21 protein-coding genes and 2 pseudogenes are annotated in these 22,390 nt (G+C 68.4%); 9 read left to right on the top strand and 14 right to left on the bottom strand.

Annotated elements, in window-relative coordinates; all coding sequences use genetic code 11:
* Positions 1-114: 114 nt before the first annotated feature.
* The gene (locus H7F38_RS03640) at positions 115-945 is read left to right on the top strand and encodes a hydrolase (protein WP_187092906.1); all 831 of its coding nucleotides are present in this window, start codon (positions 115-117) and stop codon (positions 943-945) included.
* 194 nt (positions 946-1,139) lie between these two features.
* Here H7F38_RS03640 and H7F38_RS03635 read toward each other — a convergent pair whose 3' ends face one another.
* The 3 genes from H7F38_RS03635 to H7F38_RS03625 form a co-directional block, all read right to left on the bottom strand.
* Positions 1,140-1,997 (bottom strand): phosphatase PAP2 family protein, encoded by an 858-nt coding sequence (locus H7F38_RS03635; protein WP_187092905.1) that lies wholly within the window; start codon positions 1,995-1,997, stop codon positions 1,140-1,142.
* Between the two features lie 9 nt (positions 1,998-2,006).
* On the bottom strand, positions 2,007-3,104 hold the full coding sequence (locus H7F38_RS03630; protein ID WP_187092904.1) for a LacI family DNA-binding transcriptional regulator: 1,098 nt from the start codon (positions 3,102-3,104) through the stop codon (positions 2,007-2,009).
* 70 nt (positions 3,105-3,174) lie between these two features.
* Positions 3,175-5,424: an MMPL family transporter gene (locus H7F38_RS03625; RefSeq protein ID WP_187092903.1), complete on the bottom strand. Its 2,250-nt coding sequence runs from the start codon at positions 5,422-5,424 to the stop codon at positions 3,175-3,177.
* A gap of 256 nt (positions 5,425-5,680) precedes the next feature.
* Here H7F38_RS03625 and H7F38_RS03620 point away from each other — a divergent pair, with 256 nt between their 5' ends.
* Complete coding sequence (locus H7F38_RS03620) at positions 5,681-7,279, top strand: amidohydrolase (RefSeq protein ID WP_187092902.1); 1,599 nt, start codon at positions 5,681-5,683, stop codon at positions 7,277-7,279.
* 185 nt (positions 7,280-7,464) lie between these two features.
* On the top strand, positions 7,465-8,238 hold the full coding sequence (locus H7F38_RS03615; protein ID WP_187092901.1) for a GNAT family N-acetyltransferase: 774 nt from the start codon (positions 7,465-7,467) through the stop codon (positions 8,236-8,238).
* Between the two features lie 121 nt (positions 8,239-8,359).
* Here the strand turns inward: H7F38_RS03615 and H7F38_RS03610 are convergent, their stop codons facing one another.
* Positions 8,360-9,004, bottom strand: coding sequence for an AAA family ATPase (locus H7F38_RS03610; protein ID WP_222618417.1), 645 nt, complete (start codon positions 9,002-9,004; stop codon positions 8,360-8,362).
* A gap of 5 nt (positions 9,005-9,009) precedes the next feature.
* On the bottom strand, positions 9,010-10,875 hold the full coding sequence (locus H7F38_RS03605; protein ID WP_187092900.1) for an ABC transporter ATP-binding protein: 1,866 nt from the start codon (positions 10,873-10,875) through the stop codon (positions 9,010-9,012).
* A 197-nt stretch (positions 10,876-11,072) separates the two neighbouring features.
* On the opposite strand from H7F38_RS03605, the gene H7F38_RS03600 reads away from it, so the two are divergent.
* Positions 11,073-11,513: a MarR family winged helix-turn-helix transcriptional regulator gene (locus tag H7F38_RS03600; protein ID WP_187092899.1), complete on the top strand. Its 441-nt coding sequence runs from the start codon at positions 11,073-11,075 to the stop codon at positions 11,511-11,513.
* A gap of 26 nt (positions 11,514-11,539) precedes the next feature.
* Here H7F38_RS03600 and H7F38_RS03595 read toward each other — a convergent pair whose 3' ends face one another.
* Entirely contained in the window at positions 11,540-11,725 is a 186-nt protein-coding gene (locus H7F38_RS03595) for a CsbD family protein (RefSeq protein ID WP_187092898.1), read from the bottom strand.
* Between the two features lie 127 nt (positions 11,726-11,852).
* Between H7F38_RS03595 and H7F38_RS03590 the strand changes: the two genes are divergently transcribed.
* On the top strand, positions 11,853-12,062 hold the full coding sequence (locus tag H7F38_RS03590) for a hypothetical protein (protein ID WP_187092897.1): 210 nt from the start codon (positions 11,853-11,855) through the stop codon (positions 12,060-12,062).
* Between the two features lie 47 nt (positions 12,063-12,109).
* On the opposite strand, the gene H7F38_RS03585 is transcribed toward H7F38_RS03590, so the two are convergent.
* From H7F38_RS03585 to H7F38_RS03570, 4 genes and pseudogenes are all read right to left on the bottom strand, one after another.
* Positions 12,110-13,054, bottom strand: a complete 945-nt coding sequence (locus tag H7F38_RS03585; protein ID WP_187092896.1) for a hypothetical protein — start codon at positions 13,052-13,054, stop codon at positions 12,110-12,112.
* 46 nt (positions 13,055-13,100) lie between these two features.
* A complete protein-coding gene (locus H7F38_RS03580) occupies positions 13,101-13,538 on the bottom strand; it encodes a cupin domain-containing protein (RefSeq protein WP_187092895.1) in 438 nt (145 codons plus the stop codon).
* Between the two features lie 128 nt (positions 13,539-13,666).
* A complete protein-coding gene (locus H7F38_RS03575; protein ID WP_187092894.1) occupies positions 13,667-15,388 on the bottom strand; it encodes an alpha-amylase family protein in 1,722 nt (573 codons plus the stop codon).
* Positions 15,389-15,458: 70 nt separating this feature from the next.
* Positions 15,459-15,730: pseudogene (locus H7F38_RS03570) on the bottom strand (helicase-related protein); the annotation flags it as partial.
* Between the two features lie 450 nt (positions 15,731-16,180).
* On the opposite strand from H7F38_RS03570, the gene H7F38_RS03565 reads away from it, so the two are divergent.
* Entirely contained in the window at positions 16,181-17,377 is a 1,197-nt protein-coding gene (locus H7F38_RS03565) for an acyltransferase (RefSeq protein ID WP_187092893.1), read from the top strand.
* 122 nt (positions 17,378-17,499) lie between these two features.
* On the opposite strand, the gene H7F38_RS03560 is transcribed toward H7F38_RS03565, so the two are convergent.
* Positions 17,500-17,871 (bottom strand): VOC family protein, encoded by a 372-nt coding sequence (locus H7F38_RS03560; protein ID WP_187092892.1) that lies wholly within the window; start codon positions 17,869-17,871, stop codon positions 17,500-17,502.
* A 62-nt stretch (positions 17,872-17,933) separates the two neighbouring features.
* On the opposite strand from H7F38_RS03560, the gene H7F38_RS03555 reads away from it, so the two are divergent.
* Entirely contained in the window at positions 17,934-18,386 is a 453-nt protein-coding gene (locus H7F38_RS03555) for a MarR family winged helix-turn-helix transcriptional regulator (protein ID WP_187092891.1), read from the top strand.
* A gap of 9 nt (positions 18,387-18,395) precedes the next feature.
* On the opposite strand, the gene H7F38_RS03550 is transcribed toward H7F38_RS03555, so the two are convergent.
* Positions 18,396-19,226, bottom strand: a complete 831-nt coding sequence (locus H7F38_RS03550; protein WP_187092890.1) for an ATP-grasp domain-containing protein — start codon at positions 19,224-19,226, stop codon at positions 18,396-18,398.
* A gap of 107 nt (positions 19,227-19,333) precedes the next feature.
* Between H7F38_RS03550 and H7F38_RS03545 the strand changes: the two genes are divergently transcribed.
* Together H7F38_RS03545 and H7F38_RS03540 are read left to right on the top strand one after the other, a co-directional pair.
* A complete protein-coding gene (locus tag H7F38_RS03545) occupies positions 19,334-19,939 on the top strand; it encodes a TlpA disulfide reductase family protein (protein ID WP_187092889.1) in 606 nt (201 codons plus the stop codon).
* A gap of 200 nt (positions 19,940-20,139) precedes the next feature.
* Positions 20,140-21,333, top strand: a complete 1,194-nt coding sequence (locus H7F38_RS03540) for an amidohydrolase family protein (protein WP_222618415.1) — start codon at positions 20,140-20,142, stop codon at positions 21,331-21,333.
* Positions 21,334-21,346: 13 nt separating this feature from the next.
* On the opposite strand, the gene H7F38_RS25825 is transcribed toward H7F38_RS03540, so the two are convergent.
* Both H7F38_RS25825 and H7F38_RS26445 read right to left on the bottom strand, forming a co-directional pair.
* Complete coding sequence (locus tag H7F38_RS25825) at positions 21,347-21,946, bottom strand: hypothetical protein (RefSeq protein WP_255498228.1); 600 nt, start codon at positions 21,944-21,946, stop codon at positions 21,347-21,349.
* A pseudogene (locus H7F38_RS26445) lies at positions 21,831-22,079 on the bottom strand (class I SAM-dependent methyltransferase); the annotation flags it as partial. The pseudogene H7F38_RS26445 and the gene H7F38_RS25825, both read right to left, overlap by 116 nt.
* Between the last annotated feature and the right edge of the window lie 311 nt (positions 22,080-22,390).

The following is a 22,390-nucleotide window of genomic DNA, read 5'->3' as shown; positions in this document are numbered from 1 at the left end:
CGGGGACCGCAGCGCGACGTCCTCCGCGAAGCGACCGCCATCCTTCTGACGATGACCCCTCCAATCGGACGCCCCCTTCGATCCCTCGGCGGGCGGCGATGACAGGGTGGGTCCATGACGGTGTGGATCTGCTCGGCGTGCGGTGTGGAGCACGCGAACATGGCGCGGCCGCCGGCCAGGTGCGCGATCTGCACCGACGAGCGTCAGTACGTACCGACCGGTGGGCAGCAATGGACGTCGATCAGGGAGATGACGGGCCGGTTCGCCGGGTCCTTCACCGAGATCGAGCCGGAGCTGTCTGCCGTACAGGTCAGCCCGTCGATCGGGATCGGGCAGCGGGGGCTGTTGCTGCGCAGCCCGGCCGGGAATGTCCTCTGGGAGCCGCCGGCCTACCTCGACCAGCAGATGATCGACGCCGCGAGGGAACTCGGCGGGGTGGCCGCCATCGCCTCGAGCCACCCCCATCTGGTGGGTTGCTCGGTGACCTGGAGCAAGGCGTTCGACGGTGTACCGATCTACTACGCCGAGTCCGACCGACGGTGGATCAGGCGTCCGGACGATCAGATCCGGCTCTGGAGCGGCCGCCAGCAGGTACTGCCCGGAGTGGAACTGGTCCAGTGCGGCGGCCACTTTCCCGGGAGTGCGGTGCTGCACTGGGCGGAGGGTGCAGGCGGTCGCGGTGTCCTGTTCGTCGGCGACACGCTGATGGTCAATGCGGACCGGACGACGGTGTCGTTCATGCGGAGCTACCCGAACCTGATCCCGCTGCCCGAGCGGCTGGTGCGTCAGATCGCGGACACGGTCGGGGAGCTGGAGTTCGACCGCATCTACGGTGCGTTCGACGGCAAAGTCATCGACAGTGGCGCTGCGGCCGCGGTTCGGACGTCTGCGGCCCGCTACATCGGCTGGCTCCGCGACGAGATCCGCGACCCTGACGAGGAATGAGGAACCCCGCAGCCGGATGGTCGACCACCCGGCTGCGGGATGTCCTCCACGCTAGACGGTCTCGACCGTGATCTGGAGCCCCGCGACCCCATCGCCGGTGTTGTTCTGGTCATAGTCCGGGGCAGACCGCACCGTGCTGCGGTGTGCGGTCACGCGAGATTCCCACCTGCTTCCAGCGCGACCTCGACCTCGTCTCAGGAGGCGGCCGGCACCGACCCGAGTTCGGAGCCGGCTGCGGCCGGGGCGGCCGTGGGTTCGATGCGGCGGGCTCGCCACCGGAACCATGCGAGCTGACCGCCGACCACGATCGCCAGCAGGAGCGCCGAGGCGATGCTGTCGAACCACCAGTGATTGCCGGTGGCCGTGACGACGTACAGCGTGATCAACGGGTGCAGGACGATCAGCCAGCGGAAGCGGCTGGTGCTGGCGTAGATCACCGCACCGGCCACCATCACCGCCCAACCGATGTGCACCGACGGCATGGCGAGAAGCTCCTGCGCGCTGAACCCGCCGCCGCTGTAGACGGACTGCCCGTACCTCACCGCGATGTCGATGAACCCGAGTTCGGGCAGCAGGCGCGGTGGTGCGACGGCGATCAACTGCACCAGCAGGGCCAACCCGGTGAAGATCGCCAGCGCTGTCCGCACCCGGGGGTACTTGTCCCGATGACGCCAGAACAGCCAGAACAGCATGGCTCCGGTCGTGCTCAGATGCATCACCGCGTAGTACAGATTGGCCAGCTGGCCAAGCATCGGATGGTCGACGAGCCCCATCTCCAGGTGCCGTTCGTTCGGCAGGTGCAGGAATCGTTCGGCGGTGTTGATCCAGCGACCGCGGTCGAAGGCGTCGGTGGTGCTGTGCTGCGAGAGCTGCCCGGCCCGCTGCCAGAGCGAGAAGAGCACGGCGACGATGCCGGCCTCCCGCAGGAACGGCGTGACCTTCCCGGCCCACCGTGCCCGGACCAGGGCCAGCCCGAAGGCGAGCGTGAACAACGCCAGAGCCAGCAGCCCGGCCTGCCACCAGTTGAGTTCGGCGGTGGGCGGGTGGGGCACGGGAGAACTTTAACGTCCTGTTCGCCCGATGTTGATGTGATCCCCCGCCGGCGCAGTGGGCGCGGGGGGCGCAGCGGGTGGCGGACCGGTCGAGCTCCGGACGGCGAGGGTGGGCAGCGCCAGGTACTCGGTGGCCGGCCGGGTGGGCAGCTCGATCCGCGCGAGCAGCATCTCGGCGGCGTGCGCGCCGACGTCACGCCCGGAGATGTCGACGCTGGTCAGGGACAGATGTCGGAGCTTGGCCAGGTAGGTGTTGTCGTAACCGGTCAACGACAGATCCTGCGGGACCCGGAGGCCCAGCTCCTGCGCGGCGCCGAGGGCACCGAGGCAGACCACGTCGTTCGCCGCGACGATGGCGGTCGGGCGGACGCTTCCCTCCAGCATTCGGAGCGCCGCGTGGTAGCCGCCGTCCTCGGTCATGTCGGTGGGCTCGATGGTGATCATGGTGGCCAGTCCGGCCTCCGTCATCACCTCGAGGTAGGACTGTCTGCGCAATTCCTGCACACCGCCGACCGTGCCGGACAGATGCCCGATCCGGCGATGACCAAGGTCGATTAGGTGTCCGACCGCGAGGGCGATGCCGTGCCGGTCGTCCTGGGCGGCGACGTCGGCCAGCGGGAAATCGAAGTCCCGGGTGCCGACGACGACGGTGGGTAGGCGGGAGGCGGCCTCCCGCATCGCGTCGGACTCCGGCATGGTGCCGACCAGTACCAGACCCTCGACGCGCATGTCCATGAAGGTGTTCAGCAGACGCTCGTCCTCGCGCCGGTCCAGCCGTCCGTCACCGAGCAGGACGCTGAGGCCGTGCTCCCCGAGCGTGGAGTTCAGCCCTTCGAGATTCTCCACGAACCACGGGTTGCGCAGGTCGTTCATGAGCAACCCGACCGCGCGGGTCCGGCGCTGGGTGAGGCTGCGCGCAGCTGCGTTGGGCCGGTAGCCCAGCGCCTCGATCGCGGCCACGACGAGCGCGCGCTTACCTGGGCTGACCTGCGGAGAGCCCTGCAGGACGAGGGACACCAGCGACTTCGACACCCCGGCGGCGGCGGCCACGTTCCGGATCGTCGGCGCCGGCGGAGCAGGGCCGTCCGGACCTGGGGTGAGGGTCATCCCGCCCAGTATGGTCGTCGAGTGTGCGGTGAGCAGGTGAAATCGCCTGTGGTGCGCACACTCGCCGGCATCACTCCGGTCCGGTCGCCAGTTTCGAGGGCCACCAGATCTTGCGGCCGATGTCGTGGGCCAGGGCCGGCACCAGGATCGTCCGGACGATCAGGGTGTCCAGCAACACACCGAACGCCACCGCGAAACCCAGTTCGGCCAGGAACACCAGCGGCAGAACCCCGAGCACGGCGAACGTCGACGCCAGCACGACGCCCGCCGAGGTGATCACGCCGCCGGTCACCGAGAGCCCGCGCAGCACCCCGGCACGGGTGCCGAACCGGAGCGTCTCCTCCCGGACACGCGTCATCAGGAAGATGTTGTAGTCGATCCCGAGTGCCACCAGGAACACGAAGGCGAACAGCGGGAACGACTGGTCCGCCCCCGCGAACTTGAACAGGTGGTCGAACACGAAACCACACACGCCCAGGGTGGCGCCGAAGGACAGCACCACCGTCACGATCAACAGCAGCGGCGCGAGCAGCGCCCGGAGCAGCAGCGCCAGCACGACGAAGATGACGACGAGCACGATCGGGATGATCAGGTTGCGGTCGTGCACGGATGCCATCTGCACGTCCAGGGTCGCCGCCGACTGCCCGCCCACCAGGGCGTCCGCTCCCGGCACCGCGTGCACGGCAGTGCGCAGCCGGGCAATGGTGTCGTACGCGGCCTTCGAGTCGTAGGAGTCGGCGAGCACCGCGTTGACGATCGTCCGGCCGTCGATCGGCTGCACCTGGAGGGCGGCCGGCGCACACCCGGCGGTGGCGCCTGCCGGAGCGCCCCCGGATCCGACCGATGCCCGGAGCGCCGCAAGTTTCGCGTAGTCGACCTGGACGCAGACCGAACCGGCCGTGCTCTGCACACCCGGTACGTGCTGCACGACGGCGATGGCCTGCGACACCTGCGAGGCGTTCACCGCGATGACCGCCGGCGCCCCGACGCCCTTGTCGAACTTGGCGTCGTAGATGTTCTGACCCAGCACCGCGTCCGGCGTATTGGTGAAGCCCTGGGCGATCGTCAGGCCGCTGGTCTTCAGACCACCGATCCCGATCAGGCACAGCAGCAGCAGGACGCCGGCGCCGATCCAGGCCCGGCGGTGGTGGGCACCGATGAAACGTGCCACCCGGCCCCAGATCCCGGCTGTCCCCGGCTCCGGCGCCGGGGTCTGCGTGGTCGGGCGCCGCGGCCAGAATACCCACCGACCGGCGAGCGCGAGAGACACCGGCAGGAACGACATCATGATCAGCAACGTGCAGGCGATCCCGATCGCGGCGACCGGCCCGAGGCTCTTGTTCGAGTTCAGCTCGGAAAAACTCAGGCAGAGCAGGCCGATGATGACGGTCGCCCCGGATGCGAAGATGGCAGGCGCAGACTCCCGCCACGCCTTGATCATCGCGTCGGTGCGCCGCTCGTAGTTGTGCAGCTCCTCCCGATACCGGGAGATCAGCAGCAGGGCGTAGTCGGTCCCTGCCCCGAGGACCAGCACCGAGAGGATCCCCTGGCTCTGCCCCGTCAGGGTCAGCACGTCGTTCTTGGCCAGGAAGTAGATCACCATCGACGAGAGACCGAGGGCCAGCACGGCGGAGAACAGCGGGAAGAACCACAGCACGGGAGATCGATAGACCAGCAGCAGGATCAGGATGACGATGCCGCCCGCGGCGATCAGCAGCGTGCCGTCCAGCCCCCCGAAGGCGCTGATGAACGCCACCAGCAGTCCGCCGGCACCGGCCGGATGGACCACCAGGCCCTCGGGCAGCCCGACCTTGGCAGCATCGACGAGCGCGGTCTCGTTGGAGGACAGGGTGTTTCCGTTGACGGCGACCCCGTTCTGCTTCGCGACCAGTGGCGCATAGATGGCGGCGGCGGTGCCGTCGCCCGAGAAGGTGACCGGAGTGACGGCCTGCGCATCGACGCCCGGCAGGGTGCTGATCCTGGCCAGGACACCGGCGATGGCGGTCTTGTCCCCCGGGGTCAGTCCGGACGTCCGCTGGAACACCAGGAACCCCGGGAGCGACTGGGCGGTGCTGAACCGTGCGGCCTCGTTGCCGGCCCTGGTCGATTCGGCGCTGCCCGGCAGGTACGAGGAGTTGTCGTTCTTCTGTACCTCGGACAACTTGCCCTGGTAGGCGCCGCCGGCGCCGCCGGCCAGGAATGCGACGATCGCGACGGCGATGATGGCGAAGAACGGGATGCCGCGAGGGAGCTTGCGCTGACCCACCTTCGGCGGCGTCGAGGTAGCGGTTGCGTCCTCGGCTTGATCGGCCTTGGTCATCGCGAGGTGCCTCTTTCATCTGTTGGCGGTTCTCGTCCGGTGCCGGTTCTCATCTGGTGCCGGTGGTCATCTGGTGCCGGTGGGCGGGTGATCGGGGGGACGACGCGGGACGATCTGGACGGGAACAGTTTGCTCGCACGACGTCCGCAGCGGAACCCGAGATATCCCCTACTGGGGAACCCTGGAGGAGATTATCGCCTCGCACCCGTTGGCGGAGTGGGGTGAAACGATGCATCGGAGCCCGGGAGGAATCGACGTGACCAGCACCGTGTTCGTGGGAGGTCTGCTGTGGAGCCCGGCGGACCAGGCGGAACCGCAGCCGGCCGAACTGCTGGTGGTCGGAGGCCGGATCGCCGCAGTGGGCGAACATCTCACGGCGCCACCGGGAACGGAGCGCATCGATCTGCAGGACGGCACCCTGCTGCCGGCCTTCGGGGACGGACACGCCCACCCGGTGCAGGCCGGCCTGGAGGGCCGGTTCGCCCCGGTCAGGGGAACCAGCCTGGCAGCGGTGCTGGACGGTGTCCGGACCTGGGCGGCCGCCCATCCGGACGCGCCGTGGATCTACGGCGCCGGCTTCGACCTCGCGCTCACCCCCGACGGCATCTTCGACGCGCACTGGCTGGACGCCGTCGTCGGCGATCGGCCGGTGGTGCTGCGCGGCACCGACTATCACACGCTCTGGTGCAACACCGAGGCGCTGCTCCGGTCCGGCATCACGGTCGACACCCCGGACCCGCCCGACGGCGACATCGTGCGTCGGGCCGACGGCCGTCCGGTCGGGACGCTGCGGGAGTGGGGCGCGACCGATCCGGTCTTCGCGGCGATGCCGCGGCCGGAACCGGCAGTCGCGGTGGCCGCCATCGGGGAGGCGACGACCATCTGCGCCGCCGCCGGCCTGACGTGGGTGCAGGACGCCTGGGTCGAGGAGGTCGACCTCGCGGCCTACCTGGCAGCGGCCGCGAGCGGAGCCCTCGTGGTGGCCGTCAACCTCGCATTCCGCGCCGATCCGATGGGTTGGCAGGACCAGGTCGCCGTCTTCGCCGCCCGGCGGGACCGGGTGATGGCCGCCGGCCACGAACTGCTGACGGCGCGCACGGTGAAGTTCTTCGTGGACGGTGTCATCGAATCAGGGACCGCGTCGATGCTCGAGCCGTACACGGACTGCCCGCACAGCCGCGGGATGCCGAACTGGGTCCCCACCGAACTCCGGAAGGCGGTGGCCGCGTTCTCGGCGGCCGGGTTCCAGGTGCACCTGCATGCGATCGGAGACGCTGCCGTCCGGGACGCGCTGGACGCGATCGAGGCCTCCGGCGACGTCATCTCCGGTGGTGACCTCCGGCCCGTCATCGCGCATCTCCAGGTGATCGACCCGGATGACCTGGCGCGACTCCCGGCTCTGGGCGTGATCTCCTGCTTCCAGCCGCTGTGGGCGCAGCCCGACCCGCTGCAGGAGGTGCTGACCATTCCGCGGATCGGACCGCGACGTGCCGCGCTGCAGTACCCGATCGGCTCGGTGCTGGCCGACGGGGGCCTGATCAGTTTCGGCAGCGACTGGCCGGTCACCGCGGTCTCGCCGCTGGCCGGCCTGGTCACGGCGGTGACCAGGCAGACACCGGAGGGTGAGCCGGCCGGCGGCTGGTATCCGCGGGAGCGCATCGGCCTGCGTGAATCGTTCACCGCCTACACGGCGGGCGTGGCACGGCAGGGGTTCCGCGACGACGCGGGGACGCTGGCCGTCGGCGCCGTCGCCGATCTGGTGTGGCTCGCCGTCGACCCGTCACGTGCCTCGCTCGCCGAGGTGGCCTCCGCTTCCGTGCTCGGGACCTGGCGGGCCGGTTGCCGGATCCACTGACCCCACTGCCGATCCCGGTCGTGATGGTCCGGTCGGGCACGGGTCATCGTCGTCACAACCTCGCGCGCTCCGCCCGATCGCACCTATTCTGTGAAGGTTGCGCTGTCGCCGGGTCGGTTGCCGGCGGGACGCGACGAGGTCAGCGAGCAGGACATCAGGGGCGAACCGAAGGAGCGCGACGCAGAGTGACGCGAGCACTGGTGCCGCTCTCCATGTCGTCCATCGGCGATCTGCCCGAGCAGTGCAGGTCGTGCGTGACCTGGGAACTCCCTTCCTCCGCCGCGGTCGGCCTCGAGTCCGATCTGGCCGGTTTCGAGAAGGAGGTCTGGCTCTCCGGGGTGATGCTCACCTGGGGTTCGGCCGGTCAGATCGTCACGGTCGACGAGAAACCGGCCGGCTTCGCCCTGTTCGCGCCGCCGACCGCCGTGCCGGGAGCGGCCGCGTTCCCGACCTCCCCGGTGTCACCGGATGCCGTCCTGCTGACCACCGCGCGCATCATGCCGGAGTTCCGCGGTCAGGGGTTGGCCCGCTTCCTGATGAACGGCGTCATCAAGACGTTGACCAGCCGTGGCGTGCGGGCCATCGAACTTTTCGGCGTCGAGCAGGGTGACGACCAGGAGCGGGTGGCCGGCCGGCTCGACGGACAGGGCGAGCAGGAGTTGCCGAAGTGCTTGCTACCGGCCGACTTTGCGCGCGCCGTGGGGTTCACCGACATCCAGACCCACCGGCGCTACCCGCGTCTGCGGTTCGAGCTGGCGTCCGGGATCGGCTGGAAGGCCGAGGTGGAGTCCGCCCTGGAGAAGCTCTTCACCGTGATCACCATTCCGGCCCCGAAGGCCGCGCTGCCGGAACTGGTGAGGGTGCGATCGTCTGAGGGCGGCCGGATGAAATTGCGCCTGCGACGGGTCCCCGACGAACCCGTCTCCACGCAGAACAGCCCTCGGCTCTCCTGCGCCTGATCGGACCCGCACCCCACGCCCGGGTCGACCATCCACAGTTGTAGCCGTTGTTCCGGGCGCTGCACAACCACCTCGGCTCCTTCGAAAGGTGGAGCAGCCGATCGATCAGTAGCCGGATCGATCACTCGGCCATCCGGATGTCGCGTTCCAGGTAAAGCAGGGCGGCCCGCAGGTTGTGGGCCCGATCAGCCATGGCATCGAGTCGCAGACGCGGCTGCACCCAACCGTCGAAGCCGGCGCGCCGTTGTTCGACCGACTCCAAGGTCGGCTCCCGGAAGTCACCGAGATTGCGTTGACGGGCGCGGAGTCGGGCCCGGTGCACTCGTTCGTCGGAGCAGCGGACCTCGAGGAACCGAACCTCGACGCCGCTGCGCTGTGCCAGGTCGATCCACTGCTGACGAGCCGGAACCGCGTCGTTCACCGCGTCGATGACGACCGTCATTCCGAGGGCGAGCTGTTCGGCAGCCAGTGCCTCGGCCACCACGTAGGCGGCCAGGCCCGCGGGTTGGTCACGTTCGATGCCCGAGCGGTACAGAGCGGCCTCGATCGGGTCCACCGCCAGGACCGGCGCGGCCAGGGCGCGGGCGACGTCTCCGGCCAGCGTGCTCTTCCCGGACCCCGGAAGGCCGGCCATGACGATGAGCAACGGCCTCGACGCCGGCGGGTCAGCGGTCATGCCGGTCGGGGTCGTGCCGTCGGGGTCGTGCCGGTCGGGGTCCTGCGGGTCGGGGTCGAGCGGGTCAGCGGTCGCACCGGTCGGGATCATGCGGGTCAGGGTATCGACGGCCGGTCAGGACCCCGAGACGCGTTGTCCCGGGCGATCAATCGGGCGTAGGCGCCGTCGGCGGCCAGCAGTTCGTCGTGGGTTCCACGTTCGATGATCCGGCCGTGGTCCATCACGACGATCTCGTCGGCGTCACGCACGGTGGACAGCCGGTGGGCGATGGTCAGGGTCGTGCGGTCCTGCGAGATGGCCGAGATGGCCTTGACGACCGCCGCCTCTGTGCGGGTGTCCAGCGCACTGGTGGCCTCGTCCAGGATCAGCACCTTCGGGTCGCGCAGGATGATCCTGGCGATGGCCAGACGCTGCTTCTCGCCTCCGGAGAATCGATAGCCACGCTCGCCGACGACGGTTTCGTAGCCCGCCGGGAGTCCGGCGATCAGTTCGTGGATCTGTGCCGCACCCGCGGCATCTTCCAGTTCCTGTTGCGTGGCATCGGGTTTGGCGAATCGGAGGTTCTCCGCGATCGAGGCGTGCAGGAGGTAGGTCTCCTGGGAGACGATGCCGATCGCGCCGGCCAGGTCGACCTGCGTCAGGTCGCCCAGCGGGACCCCGTCGAGGGTGACGGTGCCGAGATCGGGTTCGTACAACCGGGCGCCCAGGTAGCCCAGGGTGGTCTTGCCGGAGCCGGTGGCACCGACGACGGCCACGTGGTGCCCGGGCGCGATCGTCAGGTCGATGTGGTCGAGGGTCTTCGATTCCGTCCCCGGGTAGGCGAAGCTCACGTTGTCGAAACGCAGTTCACCGGCGAGGATCTGGAGCCGGACCGGCTCCACCGGTTCCTTGATCTCGATGGGTAGATCGAGGTAGTCGAACACCCGGCGGAACATCGCGAGCGAGGTCTGCAGGTCGACGCCGGTGGACAGCAGTTGCATCATCGGGCGGAAGAGCTGGCCCTGCAGGGTCGTGAAGGCGACCAGGGTCCCGATCGACACCACCCCGGTGGTGCCGGAGACGGTGAACGCGGCAGCCAGGTAGATGGCTGCGGGCAGCACCGAGATGATGATCCCGATGGTCGACTGACGCCAGCGGCCGGTCATCGCGGACCGGACCTCGAGGTCGGCCAGTTCGGACGATGCCTTCGAGAAACGTTGGGAGAGCTGGTCACTGCGACCCATCGTCTTGGTCAGCAGCACGCCGGACACCGAGAGGGACTCGGCGACCATCGACGACATGTCGGCCATCCGCTCCTGACGGTTGGTCGCGATCTGCCGACGCATGCTGCCGACCTTGCGGGAGATCCAGACGAACAGCGGGACCAGCACGAGGCTGACCAGCGTCAGCTTCCAGTCCAGCGCCAGCATCGCGACGAAGGTCGCGATCACCGTGGTGCCGGAGGAGACGATGCTGGTGGCGGTGTTCGTGACGGTGGCCTGCATCGCCCCGATGTCGTTGGCGATGCGCGACTGGACCTCGCCGGTGCGCGTCTTCGTGTAGAAGCTGAGGGAGAGTTTCTGCAGGTGGGAGTAGACCGCGGTGCGCAGGCGGTGCATGACGCCCTGCCCGACGAGCGTCGACTGACGGGATTGGATGACGCCCAGCACGCTGGTGCCGATGGCCACGGCGATCATGCCGGAGGCCAGCAGGACCGTGCCTCTGGTGTCCCGCCCGGGGAGGGTGACGTCCAGGATGCTGCGGAGCAGGAACGGGGAGGCGAGGGAGATCAGGGCCGAGGCGACGATGAGCAGGCCGACAATGGCCAGCCGGGCCCGATGCTCGGCGAAGAGGGTGAAGATCCGGTGGATGTCGCCGGGCTGGGCGATCGGCGCGGGCCGGTCGTCCTTCGGTCCGCGGGTGCGATTGATGCCGCCGGCGCCGGATGGTCGGTTCCGGGTGTTCTGAGTGGCCGTGGTCATGGGCACTCCCTTCTGTTGAGCGCGTCTCTACGTCATACTGGTGAGTGTAGCGCATACTGAGGTAAACTCACGATGAGGAGACGACAGGGTCAACGTCCAAGGCGCTCGGACCATTCCCGGCAGGTCGGCGTGTGGGTCCGTCCATCGGTGGGTCGGTGGGCCGGTGGTTCGATCCGTGAGCGGAGAGGAAGGCAGCAATGGGTGTCACACCCGCCATCACCACGGCCGAGCTGGTCGAACGGCTGATGCGGTCTGCTCACCGACTTCGGCGCGCCTCGGTCAAAGCGTTGGCGCCGCTGGGCCTGACCCCCGCGCAGGAGCGGATGCTCCGCCTGGTCTCAAGGGGGGAGAGCCCCTGGCGAATGGGTGAGTTGGCGTCACGGATGGGCATCGTGCCGCGTTCGGCGACGGGTCTGGTCGACGCTCTGGAGCGGGCCGGGCTGGTGGAGCGGGCCATCGACCCGGAGAACCGGCGCTCGATCCTGGTCAGGCTGACCGAGCACGGGCTGGCCGTGCAGCGAGAGATGGCCGAGGCGCGGGCCGCCGCTGGGGAGCATCTGTTCGCGCAACTCGACGACTCCGAACGGTGGGTACTGGCCGAACTGCTGGACAAGGTCGCTCCGCCGGAGGATCACTGATCCGGCGGGCCGACCCGTCCTGATGACTACTTGCCGAAGAGATCCTTCGCGGCGTCCTTGATCTTCTCGCCCGCCTGCTTGACGTGCGACGAGGCCTGGTCGCCCTGGCCCTCGGCCTCGAGGTCCTGGTTGCCGGTCGCGTGGCCGGCCGCCTCCTTGGCCTTGCCGCCCAATTCCTCGGCCTTGTTGCTGATCTTGTCGTCCAGTGCCATGGCAAACCTCCGGTGGTGTGGCGAAGAGAGAACTTCGTACGTTCCAGGTTTCTCCCTACCAGCCCACACAAACTCCTCAGTTCATGTGTAAGTCGTGAGCGCCATCGAGAGGTGTTAACTGAAAGCTATGACGCGACTACCGGGTGAAGCACCCAGGGACTGGTTTGTGCGGGTGGTGGGTGAGCGCAACGCGGCCAGGGACGATCCGAAGTCCGCAGCGCGCTACGAAGAGCTGAAGTCAGAGGCCGAGCAGGCCAGGGCCGAGATGCAGGGTGACGTGACGAGCGTGCCGCTCGAAGTGACCGGCGACGACCGGGACCAGTCGCGCGCCCGATAGCCCTGGCGAGAGTGCTGCCGCAGGAACCGATCTGATGGACAGACGCTCTAGTCGACCGTGGAGCCGTACCAGTCCAGCACCCGAAGGGCGCGGAGAGTGTTCCAGCGGCTGGGTCGTCCGTCGCCGTCTTCCATCAGGAAATGCTGCGCGCCGGGATGGGTGTGCTCCAGTAGCCAGGTGCCGTCGGGCTGCTGCTTCGAGCGAAGCAGCGCGATCGCCTCGGCCAGGCGTGGATCCGGCGCATCACCGGTGGCATGCAAGTAGTCCAGCGCGCGGAGCACGTCGTAGTGCCACCAGGTGGGGAAGGAGAAGCGCAGCCAGTCGGGGTCGACCACCTCACCCGTGCTCAGCCGCCGGAACAGCCGGCGGTCGAGCAGATACTCGTGCCCACGTCGTCGAGCGGCGAGGGTCTGCGTCGAGCCACCGGTCGCCTGCTCGTAGGCGAGCAAACCCTCGAGCACGCAGATCGTGGTCGCGAACGATCCGCGCGTGGATCCGTTCTCCGCCTCGCAATTCCAGCCGCCGTCTCCGAGTTGCTCGCCGAGCAGCCGGGCGACGATGCCGTCCACCTCCTCCCCGAAATACGCTCCGATCGCGACGGTCCGCCCGTTGATGCACGGCTCGACCTCGCCGGCGAAGAACGGCTGCCCCGCGTGCTCCCATCGGCAGTCTTCCCGCACCGCCGCGATCATCGTGCGGACGGCCGGTGCATCCGGGTCGATACCGGTGTCGCGCAGCAGTTGCAGGGTGGGCAGCGTGGAGGTCCAGGGCTGACCGCCGGAGAAGTCGCCGCGGAAGTCCGCGGGAAAGCAGGCTCCGCCGGCCCACAGACCGTCGTCGCCGCGCAGAGCGAGCAGCTGAGCACCCCACCCCTGCGTCGCGACGCGGGCGCGCTCGGCGGCCACCACCTCTGGGGGTGAGTCGGTCAGATCGCGCAGCACCTGCCAGCGCAGCGACGGATCGGAGTCGAGCAGCCAGTCCACGGCGATCATGGGCCCAAGATAGACGCGGTCACCGACAGTCGCAGCGCGTCCACCCTCAGCCCCGGAGCGACGGCAGGTTGACGACGATGGCCTCCTGGGTGCTCCGCGCGATGACGACGACCGCCTCGACGTCAGGGTGGTTGTTCTCCTCGCGGTGAGGCGTGTAGGGCGGGACGAACACATAGTCCCCCGGCGCCGCCCGCAGCCTCACCTCCTCGCCGGTCTCCTCATCGAGGAAGACGAATTCCGGCGACCCGCTGACGACGTAGATGGCCGTTTCGGCCTCGCCGTGATGATGGTTGTCCGAGTGCATGAGCGGCCGCACGTGGGTCTGCCCCATCCAGAGCCGTTCCGAACCGACCTTCGACCGGCTGATCGCGGCAAATCGCTGCATGCCTGACGTCTGAGCCGTTTCGCCGTCGATCTCGTCGGCCCGGATGTGCCGCAGGTTGGGCTGGGCGTGGACAAGGTCGGGGTGGAAGTCGTCCGTCATGCCACCAGTTTGCCGACTGGCCGGGCCCACCGCGAGCGGGGATGCACCTCATTCCGTTCGGTGGCTTCAGGCCGTCATCCAGGACCGCCGGGTACGGACGCCTGGGCATCCGTACCCGGCGGTCGCCGTCAGATCCGGGACAGGGCGTAGATCGCCACCGAGTCCTTGGCCGGCACCGTGACCGTCGCGCGGCCGTGCGAGCCGACCGTCACGACGGGACCGGAGCAGGCGTGACCCTGTCGAGCGCCGTGGATGACGTCGCAGTACCGCCCGGCCGGCAGTCCCGTCTCGACGGTGACCGTCCTGGCCGCGGTCTCGTTGTTGATCGCGATCCAGGCCCGGTCACCTCTGGAGAACGCGGCCAGGTTGTTGCCGTCGTCCCACCAGTTGGCCACCTCGGCCGACCCTGCGTAGTTGTGCCAGCCGACCAGGTCGGCGACCCCGGTGAACCGGTCGACGCAGACCCAGCCGTTCGTGCAGTCGGTGTCGGTCACCATTCCGTTGGCGTCCGAGGGTGGCCCGTCGTCGGTGGTGGTCCAGGCGAAGCTCGAGTAGACGGCGGGCCTTCCGTAGCCGTAGGCGAGCATGAACTCGGTGGCGACGGTGTTGGCGTCGCTCTTGTAGTTGAGCGTCGAATTGTTCCGTTCGGTGTCGTGGTTCTCGACGAACGCCAGCGACCGGTTGCTCGGCAGGAGGCCGGACTGCTCGCCGAACACCTTCAGATCACCGATGTTGCCGCCGGGGGCACTGGTGTAGCTGCGGAACGCGGACTGGATCTGGGAAGCGAAGTCGAAGCCCAGCAGGCTGCCCTGGGCCTGGAACGCGAAGGGCGAGATACGGCCTGGACTCCCGGTTCCCACCTCGAGGGCGAGGTAGGGACGGGTGCCGTCGACCGTCCGGTGCAGACGCGACTCGATGGCGTCGAGGTCTGTCTGACCGATGTGCTTCGCGGCGTCGACCCGGAAGCCGGAGACCCCATAGCCCAGTAACTTGTTGAGGTAGGCGGCCAGCGTGTCGCGGACCTTGTTCGACGACGTGCGCAGATCGCTGAGACCGACCAACTCGCAGTTGAAGACCTGCGTGTAGCTGTTGAAGTCGGCGATGGAACCGTTCTGGTCGCCGTTGCCCGCGGTGGGCGGTACCGGACAGTCGGCCGGGCTGCTGTGGAAGTCGGCCGGCGAGTACAGGCCGGCATAGTTGTACTTCGTGTAGCTCACGCCGCCGTAGGAAACGTTGCCCTGGCCCGTCATGTGGTTGATGACGGCATCGACGATCACCTGCACGCCCGCCTTCCGGCAGGTCGCGACCATCGACTTGAACTGGGCCTCGTTGCCCATCCGGCTGTTCAATTGGTAGTCGACCGGCTGGTAGACCTCCCACCACGGGTGCAGAACGGTGTTGCTGCCGTTGCCGAGAGCCGTGCGCTTGACGGAGTCCTGCGGCGGCGCGACCTGGACGGCTCCGTAGCCGTTGGGCCCGAGGACGTGGGTGCACTCCGTGGTGACCGACCGCCAGTTCCACTCGAACAGGTTCGCGATGACGTCCTTCGACAGACTGCGGCCGGGGTGGGCGGGCGTGGCCCGGGCCGCCGTGCCGGCGGACGTCGCGCCACCGACGGCCGTGCTGGTAGACGCGTTGCCGACCGCCGTCCGGGTCGACGCGCCGCCGGTGGTCGGGGACGGCAGCAGGGCGATGGCCAGGACGGCCGCGGCAATGGCGGCGACGCCACTGTTGATCCGGGCTGCTCTGCCCCATCTGGCCCTGCCCCATCTGGCCCTGCCCCCGCCGGATCTGCCCCACTTCGCCCTGCCCGGCCGCTGTCCGCCGGCCGATGATCTGGTGTCCAACAAGCTCTGCTCCTACCCCTGTTCGGTCGCCCCGGTGAGTGGTCCGGGGCGGATGACGCCCTGCCATCGTGACCTACGACACCGACAGTCGCCTGATGAATCGACACCGCCGGTGGATTGCGGGGAGGGAGTTCGCACCCCACCTGGCCTGATGCACGGGTGGAGGATCCAGCAGCATGCAGTAGTCGGCCTCGGTCAGGTTGAGCCCGACCCCACCGGCCTTCAGGCTGATCAGGAAGACAGGGGCGGTGCCGTTCTTGAACTCCTGCAGGACCTGCGGCCGATTCCGGGTGCTCCGTCGAGGTAGCCGTACTCGATGCCGTCGGCATCCAGACGGTTCCGCACGCATTTTGCAGGCTCCTCGCCAGTCAGATCGGAATGGTCAGGAAGCTGGCAGCGGCCCCTGACAGCGATGCGGATCGGAGCGGAAACGAGCACCAGCTGCCCGGTCACGGCCGGTCGGACGATCTCGACCGCACCGGTCATTCGGGCCGACGCGATGCTCAGGCGGTCTCACGGGGCGAGTGCCACTCGTGACCGTTCGCGCACACCGGCGTGGTGACCGGCACCAGCACCTGCCCGTCGGTGACCAGCATCGAAGGCTGTGACTCCTGGATCACGAAGACGGCGGCACCGCATTGCGGGCAGGTTTCCGAAGCTGGGTGGCTTCCATGTACGGAACGTACGTCATGCACGTGAACACATTCGGCTTACGCCATAAGTCTAATGCTGGGAGCGCGATCGGCCATGCGGACACATGGTTGTAGCACAGTCAGAGCCGGTAGACACAGGGGGATGGCCGAGCACAAGCGGTACGCCTCGCTGGACGGACTTCGAGGGCTGTGCGCCCTGGTGGTGCTTGCCTATCACGCTCTGCTGGTCCTGCCGGCGATGTCGATCCCGACCGACGGGTCTGCGGTGCAGACGGCCGCCTCGAGCACTACCTGGTCAGTGGTGTGGTGGCTCTACCGGACGCCGCTGCGGGCGTTGTGGGCGGGTCCCGAGGCGGTGCTGATCTTCTTCGTGCTCAGTGGGTTCGTGCTGACCCTGCCACTCGGCGCGACCGGTCGGTTTGGCTGGCCCGCCTACTATGCGGGTCGCGTGGTGCGGCTCTACCTCCCGGTCTGGGGCGCGGTGGTGGGGTCGATCCTGCTGGCCTCCGCGGTGGTGCGCAGCAATACCTTCGGCAGCGTCTGGCTGCGAGGCCATCAGGGCCCGGGGCCCAGGTCCCAGGCCCAGGACGCCGTTCTCCTGTTCGGTACCTCGACGGTCGACGGACCCCTGTGGTCGCTGCGCTGGGAAGTCTGGTTCTCGCTGATGCTGCCTGCCGGCTACGTCGCGCTGCGCCGGTGCGCCCGCAGCAGATGGTGGTTGCCGACCATCGGCGCGTTGGCGGCCGTGTCGGCCTGGGGGGCGACGGATACGCGCGTGCGGTCGATCTCGGCCGTCAACTACCTGACGTCCGGTCTGCTGCAGTATCTGCCGGTGTTCGGGATCGGGATGGTGCTGGCGCTCAACGTGGTTCGGGTACGAGCGTTGGCAACAGGGCGTCTGAGAAAACCGGGCCGGGTCGCGCTCGCGGGTGTGGCCGGGGTGGTGCTGTTGGTCAGCCCCAGTTTCCCGTCGCCGGTCGGCGCCGGATTCTGGGCGCCGACGACGACGTTCCTGTCCCTGGTCGGTGCGATGCTGGTCGTGGTGTTGAGCCTCTGCGCACGTCCGGTCGTCACGTTCTTGAACTCTGCGGCGTTGCGGTGGGCCGGTTCCCGATCGTTCAGCATCTACCTGGTGCACGAGCCGGTGATCGTCGCTGCTGCCCTGTTGGTCAGGGCGTCCACGCCCTGGCCCTGGCTGGGCATCGCCGTACTTGCCGCCGCCGCCGCCGCGCTGATGTCGGCCGAGTTGTTCCACCGGGGGGTCGAACGGCCGGCTCATCGACTCGCCCGTCGCGTCAGCGCGATCGTCGACCGCCGTCAGGAGCTCAGATTGCGCTGAAGACGATCCTTGCCCACATCGTGCCTGCCCGGCATGGCATCCCGTTCTCCGGTTCTCGGCATGGCCCAGTTTGCGGCGGGCTGGTTCGGCAAATGGGGATATTGATTGCGATGATCGCCGTTTCAGCCGGCGTTGTGGATGGTGATGGCGTAGCCGTCCGGATCGCGGAACACGAAGGTGAGCCCGAACGGTCCAGGGAACGGCGCCGCCAGGATCGTCACCCCGCCGGACGCGAGCCGGTCGTGCAACTCCTGGGCGTTGTCGGTGGCCATCCAGAGGGCGATACCGAGTCCCAGCGGACCACTTTCCAGATCCGTTCCGGGCGAGGGTGTCCGGACGGCGAAGGCGATGGGCGAGGTGGTGAAGACGACTGCACCGGGCGGCGACTGGGGTGCGCGGGCAAGTCCCAGCTGGGACTCGTAGAAGGCTGCCGAGGCCTCCACGTCTCGGACCTGTAGAGCCAGAAAGCTGGGGCCTGTCACGGTGCTGGTCATCGGGTTCTCCTCAAAGATTCGTCAAGGACTTGACGAGATTGAATCTATGTCAAGATCTTGACATGAGTCAAGTCGATGTCCCGACATCAATCGGCTACGCGTTGAAGAGGGCCGCGGTCGCGTTGCGGTCGACGATGGATGCCGAGCTGCGCGAGTGCGAACTCAGCGTTGCCCAATACGCATCGTTGGAACTCCTCGCCCTGCACCCGGGTCTGACGAACGCGGAACTGGCCAGGGGGGTGTTCGTGACCCGGCAGGCCACCCACCAATTGCTCTCGGGCCTGCGCCACGCCGGCCTGATCGAGATCGAGGGAGCGGGCCGCAGACAACGCGTGGTCGTGACGAAGATCGGCGCCGCCCGTCTCGCTGACGCCTCCCACCGGGTTGCCGTGGTCGAGCAGCGGATGCTCGCCCCGCTCTCGGCCCGTCGACAGGGCGAGCTACTCGGTAGCCTGACGTCGTGCATCGAGGCGCTGTCGGATGGACATGAACCACCGGGGCTGCCACCGAGGTGAGGACCAGGCTCAGTACTGGAGGGCCGGGTCCGGTCGCCAGCGCGACCGATCGTCGCCACCGCTCTCACCGGTGATGTTCGCCGCCAGCACCGCACGGAGTGCGCCGACAGGATCGAATCCGTAAAGCCCTGCGCCACAACACTGGTTGACCTCCAGCAGGACGAATCGGCCGTCCGTCAGGCGGGCGACGTCCAGGACGGCAGCAGGAGGGACCCGACCCTCGGGCAGGCTCGCCAGGAACGTCTCCGCCCACTGCGCCGCCTCGTCGTGGAACGACGCCCGATGGGTGCGGAGCAACGGACTCCAGGGGTCGTCCTGCACCCGGTAGGGCGAGACTGCCACCACCTCCCGTGTCACCGTGAACAGCCGATACTCCGAATCGATCGCGAGCCATCCGGTGGTGGCCAGCAATTCGAGGTGCTCGGAATCGGTGACGGCGGCCAGCGTTCTGTCCAGAGCCCCCACCGAGGTGAACCGGGTCGCCGGAAACGCTGCATGCTTGCTGTCCGCCAATTTGACGAAGGTCGGCGCGTCGGCCAGGAGGATCCTGGCCTGCGCGGGTGTGCACAGTTGCCACTGCCGTCCGGTCACCGCAGGATCCAGGCCGACGAACCACTGCGGGGTCGGCCCGGCCAGGACGACCGTTGCCCCGGCCGCCATCGCCGAAGCGACAAGTCCGCCCGGGGCGCGGATTGCGACTCCAGGACCCGCGGCGGCCGTCACCGACGATGGGTCGGCCGTCAGGTCCAGCACCGTCAGGCCGGCGCGGGTGGCAGCCCAACGGAACCCCTGGCGTGTGTCGTCGTCGCGCGCGAACAGCGCCAACACGGAGATCTGCACTTGTCTGCCCCCCGACCTGCCGATTGCGGTGCGACCGCCGCATGACTGGACGGTCTGGTCAAGATGCCACCACGGGCGCACCACCGGCCAGCGGATAGATTTGTCGGATGGGCACCTCGAGCATCCGCCGGACGGCCGTCCCCCGGAAGGTCACTGCCGTGATGGCCACGGTCGCGTTGCTGCTGGCCGGCTGCTCGAGCGGCACCGACGCAAACGTCCAAGGTGGAATTTTCGTGTTCACCTCGCCCGGCGGGAAGACCGAATTCGCCTATCCGGCGGGCCGGCGCGGGACGATCGGTGAGCTCTCCGGACCTGAGGTCGGCAACGGCGGAACCGTTGCACTGTCCGGCTATTCGGGCAAGGTGGTCGTCCTCAATGCCTGGGGATCGTGGTGCGGGGGCTGCCGAGCCGAGACCGACTCCCTCGTCGTCGCCGCGAATCTCCTGCAGCCGCGCGGCGCGCAGTTCCTCGGTCTCGACCTCAAGGACCAGCCGGGCGCCGGGGCGGACTACCAAACCCAGAAATCCATCCCCTACCCGTCCATCGAGGACTTCGCGATGAGGACGCTCATCTCGATCCGGGGCTTTCCGACCGCGTCCATCCCCGCGACGATCGTCCTGGACCACGATCACCGGGTCGCCCACATCTGGTTGGGATCGGTCACCGACACCCAACTCGTCCCTGTCGTCACACAGCTTGTCGCCGAGCGCTGACGAGCACGTTTCGACTGGCAGAGCAGCGGCGGCGGCGGATACGGTAGTCCACTGCTGCGCGAACCCTCCCGGGTCGCACACGACGTCCGCAACGGGTTCGTCTCGGTCCGGGCGGCCGAGCGGGACTACGGTGTGGTGGTGGATCCCTCGAGTTCTCTGGTCGACGAGCCCGCCACCGAGCGGCGTCGGGAGGCATTGCGGTGACCAGCCTTTCGGTCGTCAACGGGTTGGTCTTCGACGGTGTCTCGCCTGATTTGACCGAGGGCACGGTGCACGTGGTGGACGGGCGGATCGCGTCGGTCGGCGGGCCGGCGCTGCCGGCCGACCGGGTGATCGACGCCCGAGGCGGGACGGTACTGCCCGGCCTGATCGACGCGCACTGCCACGCCTACGGCATCGACCTGAACATGCTGGCGCTCGAGTCCCTGCCGCTGAGCTACGTGGCGCTGACCGGTGCGCGCCGGCTGGCCAACTCGCTGGCCAGGGGATTCACCACCATTCGTGACCCGGCCGGCGGAGACGCCGGCCTGGCCAGGGCCATCGGCGAAGGGCTGATCGCCTCGCCCCGCTACCTCTGGCTGGGGGCTGCGCTGAGCCAGACCGGCGGTCATGGTGATCCCCGTGGTCCCGACAGCGAGGTCTGCGGCTGTGCGGCGCACACCTGCGAGGTGGTCGACGGTGTCGACCCGCTGCGGCGTGCGGTCCGTGACCGGTTCCGCCGCGGCGCCCACGCGATCAAGATCATGACCTCCGGTGGGGTCGTCTCGCTGACCGACCCGATCCGGGTCCCGCAGTACTCCCCGGAGGAAATCCAGGTGGTGGCGGCCGAAGCATCGCGCCGGGGGAGTTACGTTGCGGCGCATGCCTACTCCCCGGAGGCGATCCTGCATTCGATCGACAACGGGGTCCGGACCATCGAACACGGCAACCTGCTCGACGCCGAGACGGCCGTCGCGATGGCGGTGGCGGGTGCGTTCCTGGTGCCGACCCTGATCACCTACGACGCGATGGAGCGCCGCGGTGGCGATCTCGGCATGGCGGCCGTGTCCCGTCAGAAGAACAGCGAGGTGCTCGAGGCGGGTCGCAAGGCCGTCGAACTGGCCCGGGGCGCCGGCGTCGAGGTCGGTTTCGGGACCGACCTGATGGGTCCGCTGGAGGACGAACAGCTCAATGGCCTGCGGGTGCAGGTCGAGGTGGACGGCGTCTTCCTGGCCCTGCAGTCGGCCACGTCGGTCAATGCGAACCTGATCCGCCGGCGGCACCTCGGGCGTGTCCAGGAGGGCTGCGTCGCTGATCTGCTGATCGTCGACGCGAACGTCATGGACAAGCCGTCCGTGCTCTGGGCCGGGCCCGAACACCGCACAGTCGTCCAGGGCGGTGTGGTCCTGACCTGAGCTTTCGTCCGGGTCAGTCGGTCCGCCGCCGCAGCAGGAAGGTGAACTCTGCCGCCTCGCTGCTCACTGGTGCGCCGTCGGTGTCGCGGACGTCGACGGTGGCCAGACCCGCGGCGTCGGCGATCTCGCGAAACCCCGTCTGGGTGTGCCAGTGCAGGATCCACGGGCGGTCCAGGACCGTGCTCCCGTCGTCGGCGTGGCGTTCGTATCGCAGGACGGTCCGCTGGATCCGTGCGGCGGCGTTGCGTTCCTCGGACACGACCGACACCCGCAGGACCGCTCCGTCCGGCGCCGTCGTCTCTCTGATCCGGCCGAAGCGTTCTGCCGGGGTGGGGTCGGGGAGGAACAGCGGGATCAGCGCGGTGCCACCGTCCTGCAGATGGGTGGCGATCCGCCCGAGGGCGTTCAGCGCCGCGTCGTCGTCCGGCGGCCAGGAAGATGGATCGGTAGCGCCGGGGCAGATCCAGCTCCTCCATCTTCTGCCGATGGAGCGTGACGTCCAGGTTCTCAGCGTCCGCCCTTGCGCGGCAACGGGCGAGCATGTCTTCGGAGGAGTCGACGCCCTCCACGTCGAGGCCCAGTCTGCGCAGCGCGAGAAGCGGTTCGCCGTCACCGCACCCGAGTTCCAGAGCGGGCTGCCCCGCCTCCTGGATGAACCGGGCGTAGGGGTGCGCCTGCTGGGTGAAAGATTTGAGCGGATCGTAGAGCTCCGCGACGATGCCGGTGTAGAAGTCGGCCGGCTCCATCTGTGCATCATAGGTTCTCTGTCGAAACCTTTCCGGCCCACGAGTTGTGGTCCCGGGTGGGCTGGCGCCGTCGGCCGGCTGAAACCGGTGCGGCTCTCAGATGGCCTGTGCAGGACCGGCCGAATCCGGCTGGGGTGATCCGACCTCGGGCGGCTGTTGGGTGCTCGCGCGTTGTCGGCGGAAATTCAATCATTGCAGTAGTTCGGTGCCCGACTACAGGCACCGATCTACTGCAGTATCCGATTTTCCGGCGGTATCGCCAGGGGATCAGTCGCCGGTCGCGTACATCCTGAAAAATCCGCAGAGACATC

The organism is Nakamurella sp. PAMC28650, assembly GCF_014303395.1.
Classification (GTDB): domain Bacteria; phylum Actinomycetota; class Actinomycetes; order Mycobacteriales; family Nakamurellaceae; genus Nakamurella.
The sequence above is the reverse complement of the archived record's forward strand: the minus strand, read 5'-3'. Positions and strand labels throughout refer to the sequence as shown.